Raw genomic sequence first — 17,949 nt, 5'->3', positions numbered from 1 at the left:
TGTCGAAAAATGTTATTATTATGTTAGTCACTTAGCAAAAATATGGGTAATATATGAAAAATAAAGACTTTATACCTAATTTAATTGAGGAGATAGACTCACATGAAACTGATTCAAAAGATGCGCCAATTTAAAAAATCGACGATTACTGCAGCAGCAGTTCTTCCACTGCTTTCAGCTTTGCTGCTGCCTTCCCTTATTTCCAATTCTACAACAACTCCGGCTTCAGCATCTACACAACGCTACCTGGTCGCCTATTCCGGCGAAACTGGCAAACAGGCGATTAACCAAATTGTCCCTGCAGATGTAACAATGATGGATCAGCTTCAAATGGCTGCTGTCGATCTGACTGCTGCACAAAAGGAACAATTATCCCGCCAACGCGGAATTACCAGGATCCAGCCGAATGAAGTATATGCCTCTGCAGCTCAGGCATTTGCTCCAACGGTCAAAGCAGTAACTGTCAAACCCAATGAGCAGGCTTCCTGGGGATACGGCATGATCGACGCACAGATTCCTCTTCAGGCAGGCTATACCGGTAAAGGGGTCAAGGTAGCTATCCTCGATACAGGCATCTCCGCTCATCCCGAGCTAAAAATTGCCGGTGGTGCTTCTGTAGTGAACTATACTTCTTCTTATGCTGATGATAATGGTCATGGTACATTTATTGCCGGTGTGATCGGTGCACAGGATAACGGCAGCGGCCTGATCGGCGAAGCGCCGGATGCCCAAATCTATGGCGTCAAGATTCTGGACAGCAAAGGCAATGGCTCTACCGAAGATCTTGCCAAAGGTATTAACTGGGCGATTCAGAATCGTATGGATATCGTGAATATGTCGATCGCTTTCCCTCAAAACTCTCCAGCTGTAGAACAGATGATTAATGCAGCTGAAGCCAAAGGCATTCTGCTGATTGCTGCTGCAGGCAATAAAGGCACCGCTGATGCATCTACGGATACGATTGAATACCCTGCCAAAGCTGCTGATCAGGTTATCGCAGTTACTGCTGTAGATGATACACTGCAGCGTGCCAGCTTCTCTGCCAGCGGTCCGGAAGCAGATGTGGCAGCACCTGGGGTGAGCATCGTAAGTACAGCCAGCAACGGCAAGTACGAGCTTCGCAACGGTACATCAGTGGCAGCTCCTTTTGTAACCGGAATGGCTGCTGTGCTCAAGCAGGCTCATCCCGAACTGACCAATGCGCAGCTGCGTGCAGCTATTGAGAAAAGCAGTATCGATCTTGGTCAGCCAGGCAAGGATAATCTGTACGGCTATGGAATGATCAGCTTCAACCATCTATTCGATCAATCGATTATTCCTGCTTCCAAATAATAGCTTCATATCCTATAAGAAGAGCTGCTTTCCACCAAAGGAAAGCAGCTCTTTTATATTCACCGTTATTATGCAGCAGCATATTGATCAGGATGGGCTCTATGTTACCTTTCTTTTTCTCTTAGCGATCTCTCCAGTTGCCGTGATCATCCAAGAAATTTCGTCCTGATCCAGAGTCATTTTAGATTTCTCCGACCGATACATTTCTGCCCATCCACTGTAATTCATTGTCCATAATCACATAATCGGTCCAATTCAGGTCTTCACATACCCAATCATGATATTCCATGACCTGCCGATATAACAGCTCCAGCGAGCTTCTGGACGGCTCTGTCATTAGCTCACCTATTGTCTTCAGCAGTCCATCCGGCTTTTTGCGAGCATATTCCAGTGTATGTATAAGCCATTTGTGACCGGGATACAACATTTCATTATGAGCCAGAATAAGCCTGCCTCCAAACAGAACCAGATTCATAACTGACTGACGGAGCAGATAAGCCTCCTCCGTTATAAGGGCTTTACAGCATTCCTGGTACCAGGCTTCAAACTGGGCATAAAAACGATTAATATTATCCTGCTTTTGCTGCACGGGATATTCGGTAATATCATTGATGCGGCTTCGCAAATCGGACAGGCGTGAGAATACAATGACGACTTCCATAAAAGCTGCCCGAGCCGGTTCACTGCCAAAACGCGCTACTTTATCCATATAGCCGGGCGAAATATACCGGCCGTTTATCCCCTGTACAATAACACCTTCCTGCTCGTTTTCCCGGTAATGCAGAGAGCCTTTTTGCAGACGCTGTTCGAACTCTTCATCCGTGATTATAATCATGACTTCAGATCCTGCTGTACTATTGATACTGTATATTTCAGTGCCTCTCAGCAGAACTCCCAGTACGGAAGGATGCTGCTGCAGATGTTCACTCCATTGCGATAGATTATCTGAAAAGATACTCATTATGAACCTCCTTCTATCCATCTTCTAATTGATAATGATTATCATTATTAATTATTAAAATCATTGTATATGAACAGTACGTGTTTTGGCAAGGGATTGTGAGCAGAATGTGTCTGATTCCAGCCTGGATCTGTTGATATTTTGTGACAGCGTCCTGTCTATCCCACAACAAACAGGCCTTATCGCAGTGGATAAGACCTGTTGTACCTACCTTTAAATGCAAATGGATTATACCTGTCTTGACCGGCAAATCGTCTCTGCCTGCCAGAAGTATATTTACGCTTTGGGATGGATCATTTTGGATGGATCGACATACTCATTGAACTGCTCTTCGGTCAGCAAACCACTTTGCAGCGTTGCTTCCTTGAGTGACAGTCCTTCCTTATGTGCATGCTTGGCAATTTTCGCTGCATTTTCATAACCGATATGCGGATTCAGTGCTGTAACCAGCATCAGGGAGTTATCCAGATTGTGCTGGATTTGCTCTGTATTCGCTTCGATACCGACAGCACAGTGGTCATTGAACGATACAATGGAATCAGCCAACAGTTGCACTGATTGCAGGAAATTGTAAATGATTACCGGCTTGAATACATTCAGCTCAAAGTTACCCTGGCTGGCTGCAAAACCAATCGTCGCATCATTACCCATTACCTGGGTTACCACCATCGTCATCGCCTCGGATTGGGTCGGATTGACTTTACCCGGCATGATCGAACTGCCCGGCTCATTGGCAGGAATCGTCAGTTCGCCCAGACCGCTGCGTGGACCACTTGCCAACCAGCGCACATCATTGGCAATTTTCATCAGATCGGCTGCCAGTGCTTTCAGTGCACCATGAGCATATACTACTTCGTCATGACTGGTCAGTGCATGGAACTTGTTTGGCGCCGAGACAAACAGCTTACCGGTTAGTTCAGAGATGTTGGCTGCGACCAGACGGCCAAAATCCGGATGGGCATTGATGCCTGTACCTACCGCTGTACCACCAATCGCCAATTCTTTCATTTCTGCTGTGCTGGTATTGATCATACGGCTGCTTTTGTGCAGCATGGTCTCCCAGCCGCTGATTTCCTGGCCCAATGTCAATGGAGTAGCATCCTGCAGATGGGTACGTCCGATTTTGATCAGATCCATAAATTCGGTCGCTTTTTGCTGCAATGTCTCCTGCAGACGGGCAATCGCCGGCAGCAGCACATCCTCGACAGCCAGTACACCGGCTACATGCAGAGCTGTCGGGAATGTATCATTGGAGCTCTGGGACATGTTTACATCATCATTAGGATGAAGGCGATCGGTTTTGCCCGCTTCCTCCAGCAGCTGATTGCCCCGGTGAGCGATCACTTCATTTACGTTCATATTGGACTGGGTACCGCTACCTGTCTGCCATACTACGAGCGGGAAATGCTCGTCCCATTGTCCGGTCAGAATCTCATCGGCCGCTTTCACGATAGCATCTGCTTTGTCGGCAGACAGCTTGCCCAGCTTTTCATTCGCCAGAGCAGCACTTTTCTTGAGAATAGCAAAAGCATAAATGACCTGAATCGGCATACGTTCGCCACCGATTTTGAAATTTTCTTTGCTGCGCTGTGTCTGTGCTCCCCACAATTTATCGGCAGGGACATTAATTTCACCAATTGTATCCTTCTCCACACGGTATTCCACTTGAGTGAATCCTCCTTTGGATCGAATCATCTGTAATTGTTGTAATCGCTGTGCTTATAAGCCTTTATAATTGTAACGCTTACATGCTCTAAAAATCCACCAATTTTACATAAATGGTACTATCCATTCTTGTCCGGCACACTGCAAAATCACTGCATCTTGTTTGCCAGTGTTTTGGATAGCAGTTTGAGCTTGTTTTTCTTTAATCGGGAATACACCAGTCGATCGGCTGCATTCCATGCGACTCCAGAAAATGATTGGCTTTGGAAAAAGGATGACTACCAAAAAATCCCCGATGCGCAGATAACGGACTCGGATGCGGTGAAGTAATCACCAAATGTTTATTGCGATCAATATTAGCGCCTTTACGCTGCGCATGGCTGCCCCAGAGAATAAATACCGCCGGTTCCTCCCGCATATTCACCGCCTCCACTACGCGATCGGTAAAAGGCTCCCAGCCTTTGTTCTGGTGCGATGCGGCCTGCCCCCTGCGTACGGTAAGCACCGCATTCAGCAGCAGTACGCCCTGCTCCGCCCAGTGAATCAACGAGCCGTGTGCAGGTACCGGACAACCCAGATCCTCATGCAGCTCCTGGTAGATATTATGTAGAGAAGGCGGTACAGCTACACCCGGCTTGACCGAGAAGCTGAGTCCATGCGCCTGCCCCGGCCCATGATACGGGTCCTGTCCAAGAATAACGACCCGTGTCGAAGCCAGAGACGTATAATGGAGCGCATTATAGATATCATACATATCCGGATAGATCGTCTGAGTACGGTACTCCTGAGCCAGAAATTGTCGCAGTTCCAGATAGTACGGCTGATTCAGTTCCGACTCCAGCACTTCTGCCCAATCGTTACGAAAAATCGTTTTGCTCATTTTCAGCCTCCTTTGCTGTACAGATTGCCAGTGGTCATATTCAATATGGCAAAGTCCTTTTTGGCAAGATTCTTCTATGTATTATTAAAACATATCCAGCCAATTTCCAAAAGCAGACACACAAACAGCCCTTTCTACCAAAGAAAGGGCTGTTCGGCATACTGACATATTACGGTATTGCGATCCGATTACAGACGGGATTTGAGGAAGGTATCCATGAACTTTTTGAAATCGCGGCTGACGCTGTTCAGGTTGCTGACCACTTCGCTGAATTCATTCACTAGCTGTGCCTGCTCATTGGAGGAAACGGCAATAGCCGAGATTTCTTTTTCCATTTGCAAAATAGACTGCTGTACGCCGCCCAGCGAACTTTCGATATTCTGGGTAGCATTTTTGGTATCAACAGACAACTTGCGCACTTCGGAAGCAACAACGCCGAATCCGGCGCCAGCTTCGCCGACACGCGCAGCCTCGATAGCAGCGTTCAGTCCAAGCAGGTTGGTCTGTTCCGAGATTTCGCGAATAAAACCGGCTACCTGATTGACTTCCTTGGAGTTCTCTACCGCTTTGCTTGTATTGCTCTGAATCTCGGCAGTGGTAGCAGACAATTGCTGGGATTGTGCGGCGATCAGCTGGACCATATCACTCAGCTGGTTGCTGATTTTCTCGATTTCTACGGTTACATTGGACATAAATTCATTGTGCTGCAGGGTATAGGCAGAAGCGATCGCTCCTACGATGTTGCCTTGTTTGTCTTTCAGTGGAACAGAAGTCGCATCCAGTGCAAATCCGTAGGCGGATGCCGGGACACGACTAACGGAGATTTTACCATTGCGCAGTGCATTATTGAGGTTGGGATCGTCTGAGGAAATTGGCGTTCCTTTTAGCTTCAGATCCAGTTCCTTGGCAGGTTTGTAATACTTGAATTCTTTGAGATCCGTTACACCGAGCATCAGGTCATCGCCTACGACATGCTCAAAATATTTCATGCATTCTACAACCATATCCACAATATTCATTTCATTTCCTGAAGCAAATTCCTGGGATTCGTTCTTATAATTCATAGCCATCTGTTATTCATTCCTCCATCATATATGCTTATATCCTGTTCAGCTGCTGCCAGTAAATAGGGAATCAGGCAATATGGCTGCTGTTTGGATTCGATAAAATAGCCCTTAATTTAATTTCGTCCAGACAGGATCATAAATGAATAGCTAAGATATTAAAGTTTAGGGTTGAAGTCATTACCCCACCTGTACATTCTAGGCAAAAGTAACTATAGATAGCGTTTTCAAAGATCAATGTTGCTTGGGAAGGCTGAGGCCGTCTAAAAGTGTATAGGACTTTGTATGTAATCTTTCCTTTACCTGTCATCCTGTTGATAAATAGCGTCACTATATTTCGATCTGTCTCTGCAAAATGATATTTAGGCTCGTCAAAAAAGAATATGAACTTTTTATCATATCCCATTTAGAAGACAATAAAGTCATTTACATATCGATAAACTAAAAAATTTAAAAATATTTTTTACCTCTTTTGAAAGTCTCATTTTGACATTAATAATCGATTTTTGCTACTATATGTTGATTATTTAAACATCATAAATCAACATATCGATTTGGGTTTATCTTTGAATGGTTGTAAAGCGAAGGTCAAAACCTGTTGGACCCATTGTGTGAAGTTTGGAATTGTGGTAAAAACTAAATATAGTAATAATTTTTAAGCGATTTGTACGGACAAATAAACATCTGGTATTGGGTGTACATATGTATGGTAATGGGTAATGTACACATATGCATCTCCCGATAGCGCAGTTGATGATGTCGCTGGCAAGTTGCAATTATGCTTAGGCGCTATACACTATATATATCCACTGAGGAGGAAAAGAGAAATGAAATTTTTCTTGGACACAGGTAACATTGAGGAAATCAAACGTATTGCCCGCTTGGGAATCGTAGACGGTGTAACCACTAACCCTTCCCTGATCGCCAAAGAAGGTCGCGTATTTAAAGATGTAATCGACGAGATCTGTGCAATCATCGACGGACCGGTAAGTGCTGAGGTTGTTAGCCTTGACGCTGAAGGTATGTTGAAAGAAGCTCACGAGATTGCAAAATGGGCACCAAACATCGTTATCAAACTGCCTATGACTGAAGAAGGTCTGTACGCTTGTAACCAGCTTTCCAAAGAAGGCATCAAAACAAACGTAACTCTGATCTTCACACCGGCTCAAGGTCTGATGGCTGCCAAAGCTGGCGCTACATTCATCAGCCCATTCGTAGGCCGGCTGGATGATATCGGTATCGATGGCATGCAGCTCATCCGTGACCTGCGTCAAATCCTGGACACTTATGGTCTGGAATCCGAAATCATCGCAGCAAGTATCCGTAACCTGGAGCACGTAAGAGAAGCAGCACTGGCTGGTGCACACATCTCTACTATCCCTGGTACACTGGTACCTACACTGTGGAAACACCCACTGACAGACAGCGGTATCGAGCGCTTCCTGAAAGACTGGGAAACTGTTCCACAAGCAAAAGAAGCAGTAAAAGAAGAAGCAGGCTCCAAATAAGTAAATTTTTATTTAAAAATGTAACTTATTGGATCTTATCTTCCGATATAGTATATATGAAACCACACACCAAAAGCGGGAATCGTAATGATTCTCGCTTTTTCTATTGAAAAATTTAGTTGCTTTAATTATAATTGCATTAACATCTATTTTATTTAAGCTGCTTACTATTTAAAATATGAAATTTAATCTTGAAAGGAGCTGCAGTATGAAAGAATTGGATTCGATCGGATTTCTGCTTGGCAGCACATACCGTAAAGTAAGCAATATGTTTGCAAGTCGTCTAAAAGAATACGATATTACACCGGAGCAATGGAGCATCCTCTATTATATCTGTGCACGTGAAGGAATGAACCAGAAAGAACTGGCTTCCCATGCGTATAAGGATCAGCCGACGACTGCGCGTATTCTGGACGTGCTTCACCGCAAAAATCTGATCCGCAAAGAAATTGATCCGCAGGATCGCCGGGCTTTTCTCGTATATCCCAATGCAGAAGGCCGCCAGCTAATGGAAAAAGCCCATGAACTGGAGAAAGAACATAATGACAAGATCGCTTCCCTGGTCACTGCGGAGCAAATGGACCAGCTGCATGAGCTGCTGCGTGAACTGCGCTCCCGCCTGGAAGAACATTCGAGTCATCTGGAATAGAGAAATGGAGAGAAATGAATACTATGGAACAAATGGAACGTACCAACCTGGCTTCATCTACCAACGAGCAGCAGGATTCTCCTGTTGCTCGTTTATGGACCAAAGAATTTTTGATACTGACAGCTTGTAATTTGCTTGTTTTTCTGAATCTGCATATGATTCTGTCTTCTCTTCCGCTGTATATGCGCGAGCATTTTCATGCGGGAGATTTTTATGTAAGTCTCTGTACCAGTCTGATGGCACTGGCTGCGATTATTTCCCGCCTCTTCTCTGCCAAAGCGCTGGAGCTGGGCAAGCGCAATATTATTCTATTTGGCGGTCTGGCTATCGCGCTGTTCGGAACAGTCGGTTATTATTTTAGTGCGACTATTATTGCCCTGCTTGTGATGCGTGTTATTTTCGGCTTTGGCTTCGGTATGTACAGTACCACCTTCCCGACGATGGTATCGGATATTATTCCGCGCAACCGGATGGGTGAAGGTATGGGCTACTTTGGACTATCCACTACAATCTCCATGTCGATGGGACCGCTGATTGGGATGTGGATTGAGAAGCAATACGGATTCACCCCGCTGGTGGCGATTGGCTCACTGTTTATCGTCATTCTTTTCCCACTGGCCTACAAGCTGATTGCCGGTCAGAAAAAGCAGGCCCGGATCAATGAAGCGAGCGCAGCAAATTCACGAGTGGTGAGTGACACTGTCTCCTCACCGGTGGAATCCAAACCAACAATATCCAAGTTCGAGAAAAAGCTGCTGCTGCCAAGTCTACTGAATTTCCTGATGTCACTTACGTATGGTGGACTGGTCAGCTTTATCGCCCTGTTCGGCGGAGAAGCGGGTATCGCCAATCCGGGATACTTTTTCCTGTTTAATGCGCTGGCGGTTATTCTTGTTCGTCCCTTCTCCGGTAAAATCTATGATAGCAAAGGACCGAAAGCACTGGTCGTTCCGGGCGCGATTATGCTGATTCTGGGACTGGTGTTATTATCCTTTGCCCACTCTACCCTTGGACTATTCGGCGCAGCACTCTGCTATGGTATAGGCTGGGGCGCCCTGCAGCCAACGATGCAGACCTGGATGATTCAGGTCGTTAGTCCGCATCAGCGCGGAATGGCTAACGGCATGTTCCTGAATTCCCTGGATCTCGGGGTAGCACTAGGAGCCATGATTCTGGGTACGGTAGCCAGTATGACCAGCTACACCTCCATGTACCGATTCTCCGCTTTGTTTATCGTGCTTTATATCGTTGTGGGTATTCTGTATATGGTAAAAGCAAAAGGTACGCCTGCCCAGAGTCAGAGTGTGCATATCAAGATTAAGTAATGTATTTTGTATCCTTTATAAAAGATATATCCGGCAATACTGGATACAACATAAAATAGGCAAATAGTGAATTTCAAAAAACACTCCTACCATACGGTTAGGAGTGTTTTTTATACATAATAGGAATAGAACAGCTCGTTATTTTAAGGCAATATGAATAGCTTTGGTACCATCGGTATCGTATTTCTCATAATCCAGCGTATACGCGCGCTGCAGACTGCCTTCTTCCTCCAGCTGCCAGATCTTTTTCCACGCTTTGATCACGCCCTGTTCATCCGCTGCATCTACCGGAAATACCTGATACACTGCTGAGGCGGATATTTCCAGATTATTAGTATCTTCATGAGCAGTCTCTATGGCGATCGTCAAAGAGTAATCCCCTTTATAATCGCTCTCATATTCATGGTAGACACCATATACCGCTCCCTGCTGTGTCAGATGCGGCTGTGACTCCTGCCATACTCCCTGAATTTTCTCCAGCATTTGTTCGTCTTTGAAGTTATTTGTACGTGTACTTTGGATTTTTTGCAGTCTCATTATACTCTCCTTTGTGTATAAACTGGCATTATGACCGATGAAAATTATGTAAATAACGTAGTATGTCTATATTTCATAATGCTGTCATCATTATAGAACGAATGTTCTTTCATTTCAAATATTACCAAATAAGATGTTGAGTCTACTGCGTTGGAATATATGGATATCAAAAAACGGCTGTAGAGGTTACATACTCCACAGCCGTCGGTTCACTACTTATTAGGGATCTATCGTATTATTGCTATCCTGCAGTATGTACTACTGCATTCATTATGCGATTATTATCTTTATTTACAGTGTGATCGTGATTTTGTCGCTTTCTGCTTTGAAGACTGGGCCTTGTTCGCCTGCAGCTTGGGATGCACCCTGTACAGAAGCAGCATTCTCGATGCCGTGCAGTACGACAGACCAGTTGGTCAATGTACCTGAAGCCGATACTTCGATAGTGCCATTCTGGCGAACTGCTGTAACGTCGGCAGCATGCTCTCCATTGATCCGTACCAGACGAATCGCAGAGCTCTGTCCTTCTTCCAGTCCATAGACATGCAGTTCCACACCATCGGTATAATCATAGTCCGGCTTGCTGTCTTCCAGGCCCATAGCAATAATGCTGCCCGGCTTCACCAGTACCGGCATATTCATATAATCGTAGGTCTCATTGTACCAGCGTCCGCCCTGCACAACAGCGCCAGTCAGCAGATTGGTCCATTGCCCTTCCGGTACATAGTAGGATGCAGCACCTTCAGCGTTGAAGATCGGAGCGACCAGCAGGGAATCACCGAACATGTACTGACGATCTAGCATGTGAGTCGCAGGGTCCTGATAATAATCCAGTACCATCGGACGCATCATTGGTGTCCCCTGTTCCGAAGCAGTAACCGCTGCATCGAACAGATACGGCATCAGACGGCATTTTAGCTTGGTAAATTTGCGCAGCACATCGACCGATTCCTCATCGAACAGCCATGGCACACGATAGGATTCATTACCATGCAGACGACTGTGGGAAGACAGCATACCGAATTGTACCCAGCGTTTGTAGACAGCAGGTGCTGCGGTCATTTCGAATCCGGAGATATCATGACTCCAGAATCCAAATCCCGACACGCCGAGGGACAGACCACCACGCAGCGATTCTGCCATCGATTCGAATGTGGACGAACAGTCTCCACCCCAGTGAACAGGGAATTGTTGTCCGCCTACTGTTGCCGAGCGAGCGAACAGTGCAGCTTCATTTTTACCCAGGCTTTCTTCGAGCAGTTCGAATACCACCTTGTTATACAAGAATGTATAGTAGTTATGCATTTTCACCGGATCAGACCCATCGTAATAGACAACATCGGTCGGAATCCGCTCGCCAAAGTCGGTTTTAAAAGAATCCACGCCTTGATCAACCAGCACTTTCAGCTTGCTTTTGTACCAGTCCACTGCTGCCGGGTTGGTAAAGTCCACCAGCCCCATGCCTGCCTGCCACAGATCCCACTGCCATACGCTGCCATCTTTGCGTTTGACCAGATAGCCATTCTCCATACCTTCATCGAACAGATAGGATTTCTCGGCAATATACGGATTGATCCAGGCGCAGATTTTGAGACCTTTGTCTTTGAGGCGTTTTAGCATGCCTTCCGGATCGGGGAACATGCGCTCATCCCATTTGAAATCACACCACTGGTACTCACGCATCCAGAAGCAGTCAAAATGAAAAACAGATAATGGAAGATCCCGCTCGGCCATACCATCTACAAAATGATTCACAGTCGCTTCATCATAATCGGTCGTAAAGGAAGTCGTCAGCCACAGACCGAATGTCCATGCCGGAGGCAGTGCCGGTTTGCCGGTCAGCGTCGTATAGTTATCCAGTACTTCCTTAGGATTGCTGCCGCCGATAATAAAATACTCCAGCGTCTCGCCTTCTACACTGAACTGTACTTTGGATACATTCTCGGAAGCGATCTCGTAGGATACTTTTTCCGGATGATTTACGAATACACCGTAACCTTTACTCGACAGATAGAACGGAATATTTTTGTACGCTTGCTCACTGCTCGTACCGCCATCCTCGTTCCAGATATCCACGGTCTGTCCATTTTTCACAAAGGGAGTAAAGCGCTCACCAAGTCCGTAAATATACTCGCCTACACCCAGCTCCAACTGCTCACGGAAAAAGATACTGTCTTCCGGTCCATTGATATAACCCGGTCCTTTATGTACACTGCCGGTCAGATGACGCTCATTATAATCAAAGCTGATATTCCAGCCTGTATTTTTGGTAACGGTAGCTTTCAGTTCTCCGCTCTTCAAAGTCAGTGCCTGCTCGTCGTCCTGAATGACCAGATTATGATCCTGCTGGGCCAGTTCGAACTGTGGTGCCAGATTCAGACCGCCTTTATGGTGATTGAACGTTACTTTGATTACATTGGGGATAGGCGAGCTCAGCGTAGCTTTGATCAGTGCGCCATTCAGGGTATCCCCCTTGCGTTCGATGCGTTTGGTTGCTGCATACAGAGTAACTTCGTTATCCTTGCGTACAATATCACGGATATCGACAGGATGCTGCATATGGTAGCCTTTACGGATTTGCCAGTAACCATCTGTGAATTTCATGAATAATTCCCTCCATCAAAACCTGTATTTAGTCATCCCTATCTGATGAACACTTGTGTAATCTTGATCTATGTATAATAATATTGATTAAGAAAGCGCTTTTCTTCTTTTATTTTGATGAATAGTAGCAGGATTTTGATATCCCATCTGTATACCACTTGAAATCCTGTTTCGCCTATTCAGGTTCACAACAGACAGATATGGATAAGATGCCAAAACTGATGTAATTACAAAAACAGAACTTCACCTAACTATAGACACACACCTGGACATAAATATAAATACAGAAACAGACGAAGTCAGGAGGCAGATCAATTGAACAGCTTTGAACCGATCCGGGATAAGTTAAAAGAAAACCGGATTCATGGCAGCCGCATGTATCCGGTAAGTGTGTATTTTATGGATGATCTGCAAGAAGAGACGATTCTGGAATGTCACTGGCATGAGGAGCCAGAGTTTATACTCGTCACTGGCGGCAGAGCCATGTTCCAGATTGGCACACAGGCTTATGAAGTCCAAGCAGGCGAGGCTGTATTCGTCAACAGCGGCGAGATTCATACCGCTTATCAGATTGGTGAGGAATCCTGCAGCTTCGCGGCAACAGTATTTGGCATGTCGCTGCTTAACAGCCCATCCTATGATACGGTACAGGCCAGCTATTTGGACCCGCTGCTCGGCCGGAAAATCCAGCCGCCTGTTCATCTAACCCACGATCAGGAATGGCAGACAGAGCTTCTGACACTGCTGCAGCAGATTATTCGTATGAATGAAACACGGACTACTGCTTTTGAATTAAAAACCAAAGCGTATCTGTATCTGATGATCTCGCTAATGATGGAGCATATGGATCATCAGCCGGTTCCTTTTACAGCAGCCAGCGACAAAATGGAGCGCCTCAAGCTGGTATTAGGACATATTCACCAGCAATATCAGCAGCCGCTGCGGCTTCGCGATCTGGCAGAGCTGATTAATATGAGCGAAGGGCATTTCTGCCGCTTTTTCAAAAGTCTGACCCAGAAAAGTCCGGTCGACTATATTAATCGCTATCGTACCCAGCAGGCATGCCGATTGCTAGAGACTACCGATCGCAAGATTGTAGATATCTCGCTTGAAGTAGGTTTCGACAGCCTTAGCTATTTCATATCGGTATTCAAACAACATCGCGGATGCACCCCTTCCCGCTATCGCAAGCAGGTGACTGCAGCTACTCCTGCACTGATTACAGAGCTGATGGATGTGAACAGCTAAATCATGCTATTGATCAACAGCTATTCGCTCGGGCTCTTGGGCAGAACCTTATTCAAATGCTGCAAAAAAGCTTGCCAGCGGTTACGTGACAGAGGTTGATAAAATAGCTGTTCCAGCTGTTCGTACTGTTCTTCATCGAGAGCCAGCCAGATGGCTTTGCTGGCGATTTTGGCGCAAGGTTGATAATGGATGCGGGTCCCTCCTGTTTTGCAGCGGACAGGAATTCTGAATTGCAGCATTTCTTCTTGGCTGCGCCAGCAGGACCAGCTGTATCTCCCTTGACGCTGAAAATCTATTGCGTATAGTGTATACCGTTCTTCGTCCATCTCTATACGTTCGACAATAATCCACTGCTGCAGGATAATTTTCTTACGCTGTCTTTGGTTCATATGAATAGGTTCCTTTCTTTTTCTATCCCTGCTTTTTTACGAATTTCTTTTTGTCTATTGCATTTAGCTGTTAACGAATCTGCAGATCTATTATGCTTGCTATACATACTTTGGGATCGTTGCTATCGATATAAGCAGGGATTATCCTGTACAATATCATAATATTATGCAAAAGGGAGAACGATGAATAATCATCCTTCTCCCTTTTATAATCGTGTATCATTAGTAGCTATCGATCTGCATTATAAATACAATGCTGCTTATACAGCGCATAGATCTGCACGCTCCAGGTCAGTCGCGATAATCCTGCAATACATAGCTTTCTGGATTTACATCTTGAATCAGCGGTGTAGGCTCCTCGATCGCATACAGATACAGCAGATGCATGGCCCGTGTGCAGGCCGTATAGAACAGCTTGCGCTCGGCTTCACGGTTATAACGATCACGGGAAGCATCGTACAGGATAACGGCATCGAATTCTACGCCTTTGGCCAGATAGGCAGGAATAATGATCGTACCTTTTTCGAATATCGGCGTGTTTTTGGTCATTTTACGCATTGTAATCTGATCCTTGAGTGCTTCATAGGCTTCTGTACATTCGCTCTCGGTTTTGCAGATAATCGCAGTATACTGATAACCCTGCTGCTGCAAATGATGAATATTGCGCACAATTTCCTGATGCATTTCTTCGCGATCATTATACAGCGATACAACAGGCTTGTCCCCACGGCGATTGAAAGGAACAATATGTTCGCCGCCCGGAATCATTTGGCGCGTAAAATCAACAATCTCGTAAGTGGAACGGTAGCTGCGAGTGAGACGGATTAGCTCGGTGTTCTCTTTGCCATACAGCTCCAGCAGTGGTTCTTCTTCATCGAAGACCGAGTTATGACTGTAGATCGCCTGATTCAGATCGCCCAGTGCAGTCATACGTGCTCTCGGGAACAGACGCTTCATAAATTCCAGTTGGAACGGGGAATAATCCTGCACTTCATCCACAATCATATGCTTGATCGATGTATTCGAGCGGAACCCCTGCAGATGCTCTTTGAGATACAGATACGGTGTAGCATCTTCGTAGGCCAATTCACCCTTTTGCATACGGCTGACAGTCTGCGGACCGAATTCATGCCAGCCTGCTGGCAGCGTATCGCCATTAACCCGGGTAAACAGCTGTTCATCGGTAAACAAACGGCGATACAGACCACTCAGATCGATAAAGCGCAGCCGTTTGACCCATTTGCGCAGCGGCTTGAGCCAGTTATTCACAACCATGCGTGCAGCCATTTCCGCTTCCAGCTGGAAATCATCAAAGGAAACGGATTTGTTCTTCTGCTTGCGGCGCATCATCGTGTAGGCCCGGTGATAATCATCGGTACTCAGCGTCTGAATCTGCTCCTCCACCCATGGTTCCTTGCGCTCGCGGCGGCCAAAATCATTCACTTCCTTGAGCAGCCATTCGCGCAGCAGTTCAATACGATTGCCCAGCTTTACAGCCGGATCGTAGCTGTAGAACTGATCCAGCATCTGCTGCCTGGATACAATCTCGCGTCCCTGGAAACGAACCGCGCGGAAGCTCATGCCTTCATGCAGCAGCAAATCAGCATAGCGACGGATCGCCTTAAAATATTCGGCGGATGATTTGTAGCGGATTCCCTGCACACGGACTGGATGTCCGTCATCCTCCGACCAGGCCAGCAAATATTCCATCTGCGAGAAAATATCTTCCAGATCAAATTCATGTCCGATCCGAACTTCCAGATACGCCTGAAACGTAGTCTGCAGCATATTTTCTTCACCCAACTCCGGCAGAACGGTCGAGACATAGCTGTTAAACATCGAGTTCGGGGAAAACAGAACCATCTGATCGGCGCGCAGACTTTCGCGATAGCGATACAGCAGATAGGCGACACGCTGCAGGGCTGCCGAAGTTTTACCACTGCCTGCTGCTCCCTGTACAATCAGCATACGGCTGCGGTCATTGCGAATAACGCTATTTTGTTCTTTTTGGATAGTCGCTACGATATTTTTCATCTGGTTATCGGCGGTATGACTGAGTACCTGCTGCAGCAGTTCATCCCCAATCGTTACCCCGGTATCAAACAGAACCTTGATATTCGCATCACGGATAACAAATTGGCGCTTCAGTTCCATATCGCCTTCAATAGACCCTACCGGCGTACGATACGAAGCCGGTCCCGGTGCACCATCATAATACAGACTGGATACCGGTGCACGCCAGTCATAAATCAGAAAATCCTCTTCATTCTCATCCAGAAAGGAGCCGATACCCAGATAAATGCGATCTGTAGGTCCTCCATCTTTTTCCTTAAAATCGATCCGGCCGAAATACGGCGAACTGGACAGACGACGCAGCTTGTCCAGGGTCAGACTGGAACGACGGTGGCTCAGCTCCAGCTCGGACAGTACCTGAGACTGCTGACGCAAACTCGTCGATGTCTCACCCACATCATCCTGTTCACTGAAATTAATGGATACTTCGTCCCAGAAATCTTTACGCATTCCGACTACATCGCCCCGGCTTTCGCCGACCTGCTGCTCCAGCACACGGATTTTACTGTTAATCTTGGCAGTTACATCATTGACGCGATCCTGCTCTGCTTGCCAATCTTGATCTTCTATTGCCATGCCGCCATCCCCTTGTCTATGTCTATTTATGAATCAGGTGTAAATCAGGCGTTCAAATTTATATTTGACATTTATATGAATGTGTGATAATATCATATTAAAATATGCTCATTTACAACACTCTGCCATTTTGCAGAGCATTTTTTATTTTACGACTTTCTTTTATAAATTGCAAATAGCAAAGCCGCACGACTGAATATATTCGGTCATGCGGCTTTTTTAGTTATCATGGCGCGGTTATTTGGTCAAAATAATCGGTTCGCCCTTGGTAATAATCAGGGTGTGTTCATACTGGGCAACAAAGCTGCCATCATCCGTTTTGAGTGTCCAGCCATCGCTTCCTTCGAATACTTCTTCTGCCTTGGTAGAAACGAACGGTTCAAAAGCGATAACAGATCCTTCTTTCCACAGATCATTATCGGTAGGATCATAATAGCTCAGAATGTACTCAGGCTCATCATGCAGTGATTTGCCAATGCCGTGTCCGGTCAGATTTGTGATAACAGTAAAGCCCAATTTGCGGGCTGTGTTATGGCTGGCTTTGCCTGCATTGCTGCGTTTGGAACCTGCTTTGATCTTTTTGGCGGCCGCGTCAAATGCTTGAATCGATGCTTCGCACAGGGCAGTCAGTCGCGGATCGCCTTTCCCTACGACAAAAGACACACCCGTATCGGCAAAATACCCATCCAGTGAACCCGAGACGTCTACATTCACCAGATCGCCTTCCTGGATTACACGTTCTCCCGGGATACCGTGAGCTACCTCTTCATTAATACTAATACAGGTATAACCAGGGAAATCATACGTTACTTTTGGTGCGGATACTGCACCGTACTGTTCGAATAATTCGGCAGCGCGCAGATCCAGATCAATCGTGCGTACTCCCGGCTTCGCCATATTTTTCAATTCGTCACGAATAATCGCCACGACTTTACCTACTTTTTTCAAACCTTCAATATCTTGCTCTGTTTTTGCAATCATGTTTAATCTCCTTTGTACTCAACATCAAGCAGCATAACAGCTGCTATATTCATTCTGTTCAAGCTCACACTATCTTCTACTATACCTTATTATTCAAAAATTTGCACAGTGAACCACCCGTTTGCCCAGCGTCTGTACAGAACAATACGCTGGGCAA

Annotated in this window: 14 protein-coding genes; 5 read left to right on the top strand and 9 right to left on the bottom strand. The window is 45.9% G+C overall.

Annotated features, from left to right (window positions below; genetic code table 11):
* Positions 1-102: 102 nt before the first annotated feature.
* Positions 103-1,332: a S8 family peptidase gene (locus AR543_RS10840; protein WP_060534285.1), complete on the top strand. Its 1,230-nt coding sequence runs from the start codon at positions 103-105 to the stop codon at positions 1,330-1,332.
* Positions 1,333-1,513: 181 nt separating this feature from the next.
* On the opposite strand, the gene AR543_RS10835 is transcribed toward AR543_RS10840, so the two are convergent.
* The 4 genes from AR543_RS10835 to AR543_RS10820 all read right to left on the bottom strand — a co-directional run bounded on the left by AR543_RS10835 (position 1,514) and on the right by AR543_RS10820 (position 5,908).
* Positions 1,514-2,293, bottom strand: a complete 780-nt coding sequence (locus tag AR543_RS10835; RefSeq protein WP_060534282.1) for a hypothetical protein — start codon at positions 2,291-2,293, stop codon at positions 1,514-1,516.
* 276 nt (positions 2,294-2,569) lie between these two features.
* Positions 2,570-3,958 carry a class II fumarate hydratase gene (gene fumC / locus AR543_RS10830; RefSeq protein ID WP_060534280.1) on the bottom strand — a complete coding sequence of 463 codons (1,389 nt, stop codon included), beginning with the start codon at positions 3,956-3,958 and terminating at the stop codon, positions 2,570-2,572.
* A gap of 202 nt (positions 3,959-4,160) precedes the next feature.
* The gene (locus AR543_RS10825) at positions 4,161-4,838 is read right to left on the bottom strand and encodes a uracil-DNA glycosylase (RefSeq protein ID WP_060534278.1); all 678 of its coding nucleotides are present in this window, start codon (positions 4,836-4,838) and stop codon (positions 4,161-4,163) included.
* 188 nt (positions 4,839-5,026) lie between these two features.
* Positions 5,027-5,908, bottom strand: coding sequence for a methyl-accepting chemotaxis protein (locus tag AR543_RS10820; RefSeq protein ID WP_082472200.1), 882 nt, complete (start codon positions 5,906-5,908; stop codon positions 5,027-5,029).
* Between the two features lie 821 nt (positions 5,909-6,729).
* On the opposite strand from AR543_RS10820, the gene fsa reads away from it, so the two are divergent.
* From fsa to AR543_RS10805, 3 genes are all read left to right on the top strand, one after another.
* Entirely contained in the window at positions 6,730-7,410 is a 681-nt protein-coding gene (fsa, locus tag AR543_RS10815; RefSeq protein ID WP_060534277.1) for a fructose-6-phosphate aldolase, read from the top strand.
* Positions 7,411-7,618: 208 nt separating this feature from the next.
* Entirely contained in the window at positions 7,619-8,059 is a 441-nt protein-coding gene (locus AR543_RS10810) for a MarR family winged helix-turn-helix transcriptional regulator (RefSeq protein WP_060534275.1), read from the top strand.
* Positions 8,060-8,091: 32 nt separating this feature from the next.
* Entirely contained in the window at positions 8,092-9,384 is a 1,293-nt protein-coding gene (locus AR543_RS10805; protein WP_060536735.1) for an MFS transporter, read from the top strand.
* 138 nt (positions 9,385-9,522) lie between these two features.
* On the opposite strand, the gene AR543_RS10800 is transcribed toward AR543_RS10805, so the two are convergent.
* Both AR543_RS10800 and yicI read right to left on the bottom strand, forming a co-directional pair.
* A complete protein-coding gene (locus AR543_RS10800) occupies positions 9,523-9,921 on the bottom strand; it encodes a GyrI-like domain-containing protein (protein ID WP_060534273.1) in 399 nt (132 codons plus the stop codon).
* 291 nt (positions 9,922-10,212) lie between these two features.
* Positions 10,213-12,525, bottom strand: a complete 2,313-nt coding sequence (gene yicI, locus AR543_RS10795; RefSeq protein ID WP_060534272.1) for an alpha-xylosidase — start codon at positions 12,523-12,525, stop codon at positions 10,213-10,215.
* Positions 12,526-12,840: 315 nt separating this feature from the next.
* Between yicI and AR543_RS10790 the strand changes: the two genes are divergently transcribed.
* A complete protein-coding gene (locus tag AR543_RS10790) occupies positions 12,841-13,773 on the top strand; it encodes a helix-turn-helix transcriptional regulator (RefSeq protein WP_082472199.1) in 933 nt (310 codons plus the stop codon).
* 20 nt (positions 13,774-13,793) lie between these two features.
* Here AR543_RS10790 and AR543_RS10785 read toward each other — a convergent pair whose 3' ends face one another.
* The 3 genes from AR543_RS10785 to map all read right to left on the bottom strand — a co-directional run bounded on the left by AR543_RS10785 (position 13,794) and on the right by map (position 17,792).
* The gene (locus tag AR543_RS10785; RefSeq protein ID WP_060534270.1) at positions 13,794-14,162 is read right to left on the bottom strand and encodes a hypothetical protein; all 369 of its coding nucleotides are present in this window, start codon (positions 14,160-14,162) and stop codon (positions 13,794-13,796) included.
* Between the two features lie 291 nt (positions 14,163-14,453).
* Positions 14,454-16,811: an RNA polymerase recycling motor HelD gene (helD, locus tag AR543_RS10780; RefSeq protein ID WP_060534268.1), complete on the bottom strand. Its 2,358-nt coding sequence runs from the start codon at positions 16,809-16,811 to the stop codon at positions 14,454-14,456.
* A 237-nt stretch (positions 16,812-17,048) separates the two neighbouring features.
* Positions 17,049-17,792, bottom strand: a complete 744-nt coding sequence (map, locus tag AR543_RS10775; RefSeq protein WP_060534266.1) for a type I methionyl aminopeptidase — start codon at positions 17,790-17,792, stop codon at positions 17,049-17,051.
* Positions 17,793-17,949 lie beyond the last annotated feature (157 nt).

This window comes from Paenibacillus bovis (genome assembly GCF_001421015.2).
GTDB classification, from domain to species: Bacteria; Bacillota; Bacilli; order Paenibacillales; family Paenibacillaceae; genus Saccharibacillus; species Saccharibacillus bovis.
The sequence above is the reverse complement of the archived record's forward strand: the minus strand, read 5'-3'. Positions and strand labels throughout refer to the sequence as shown.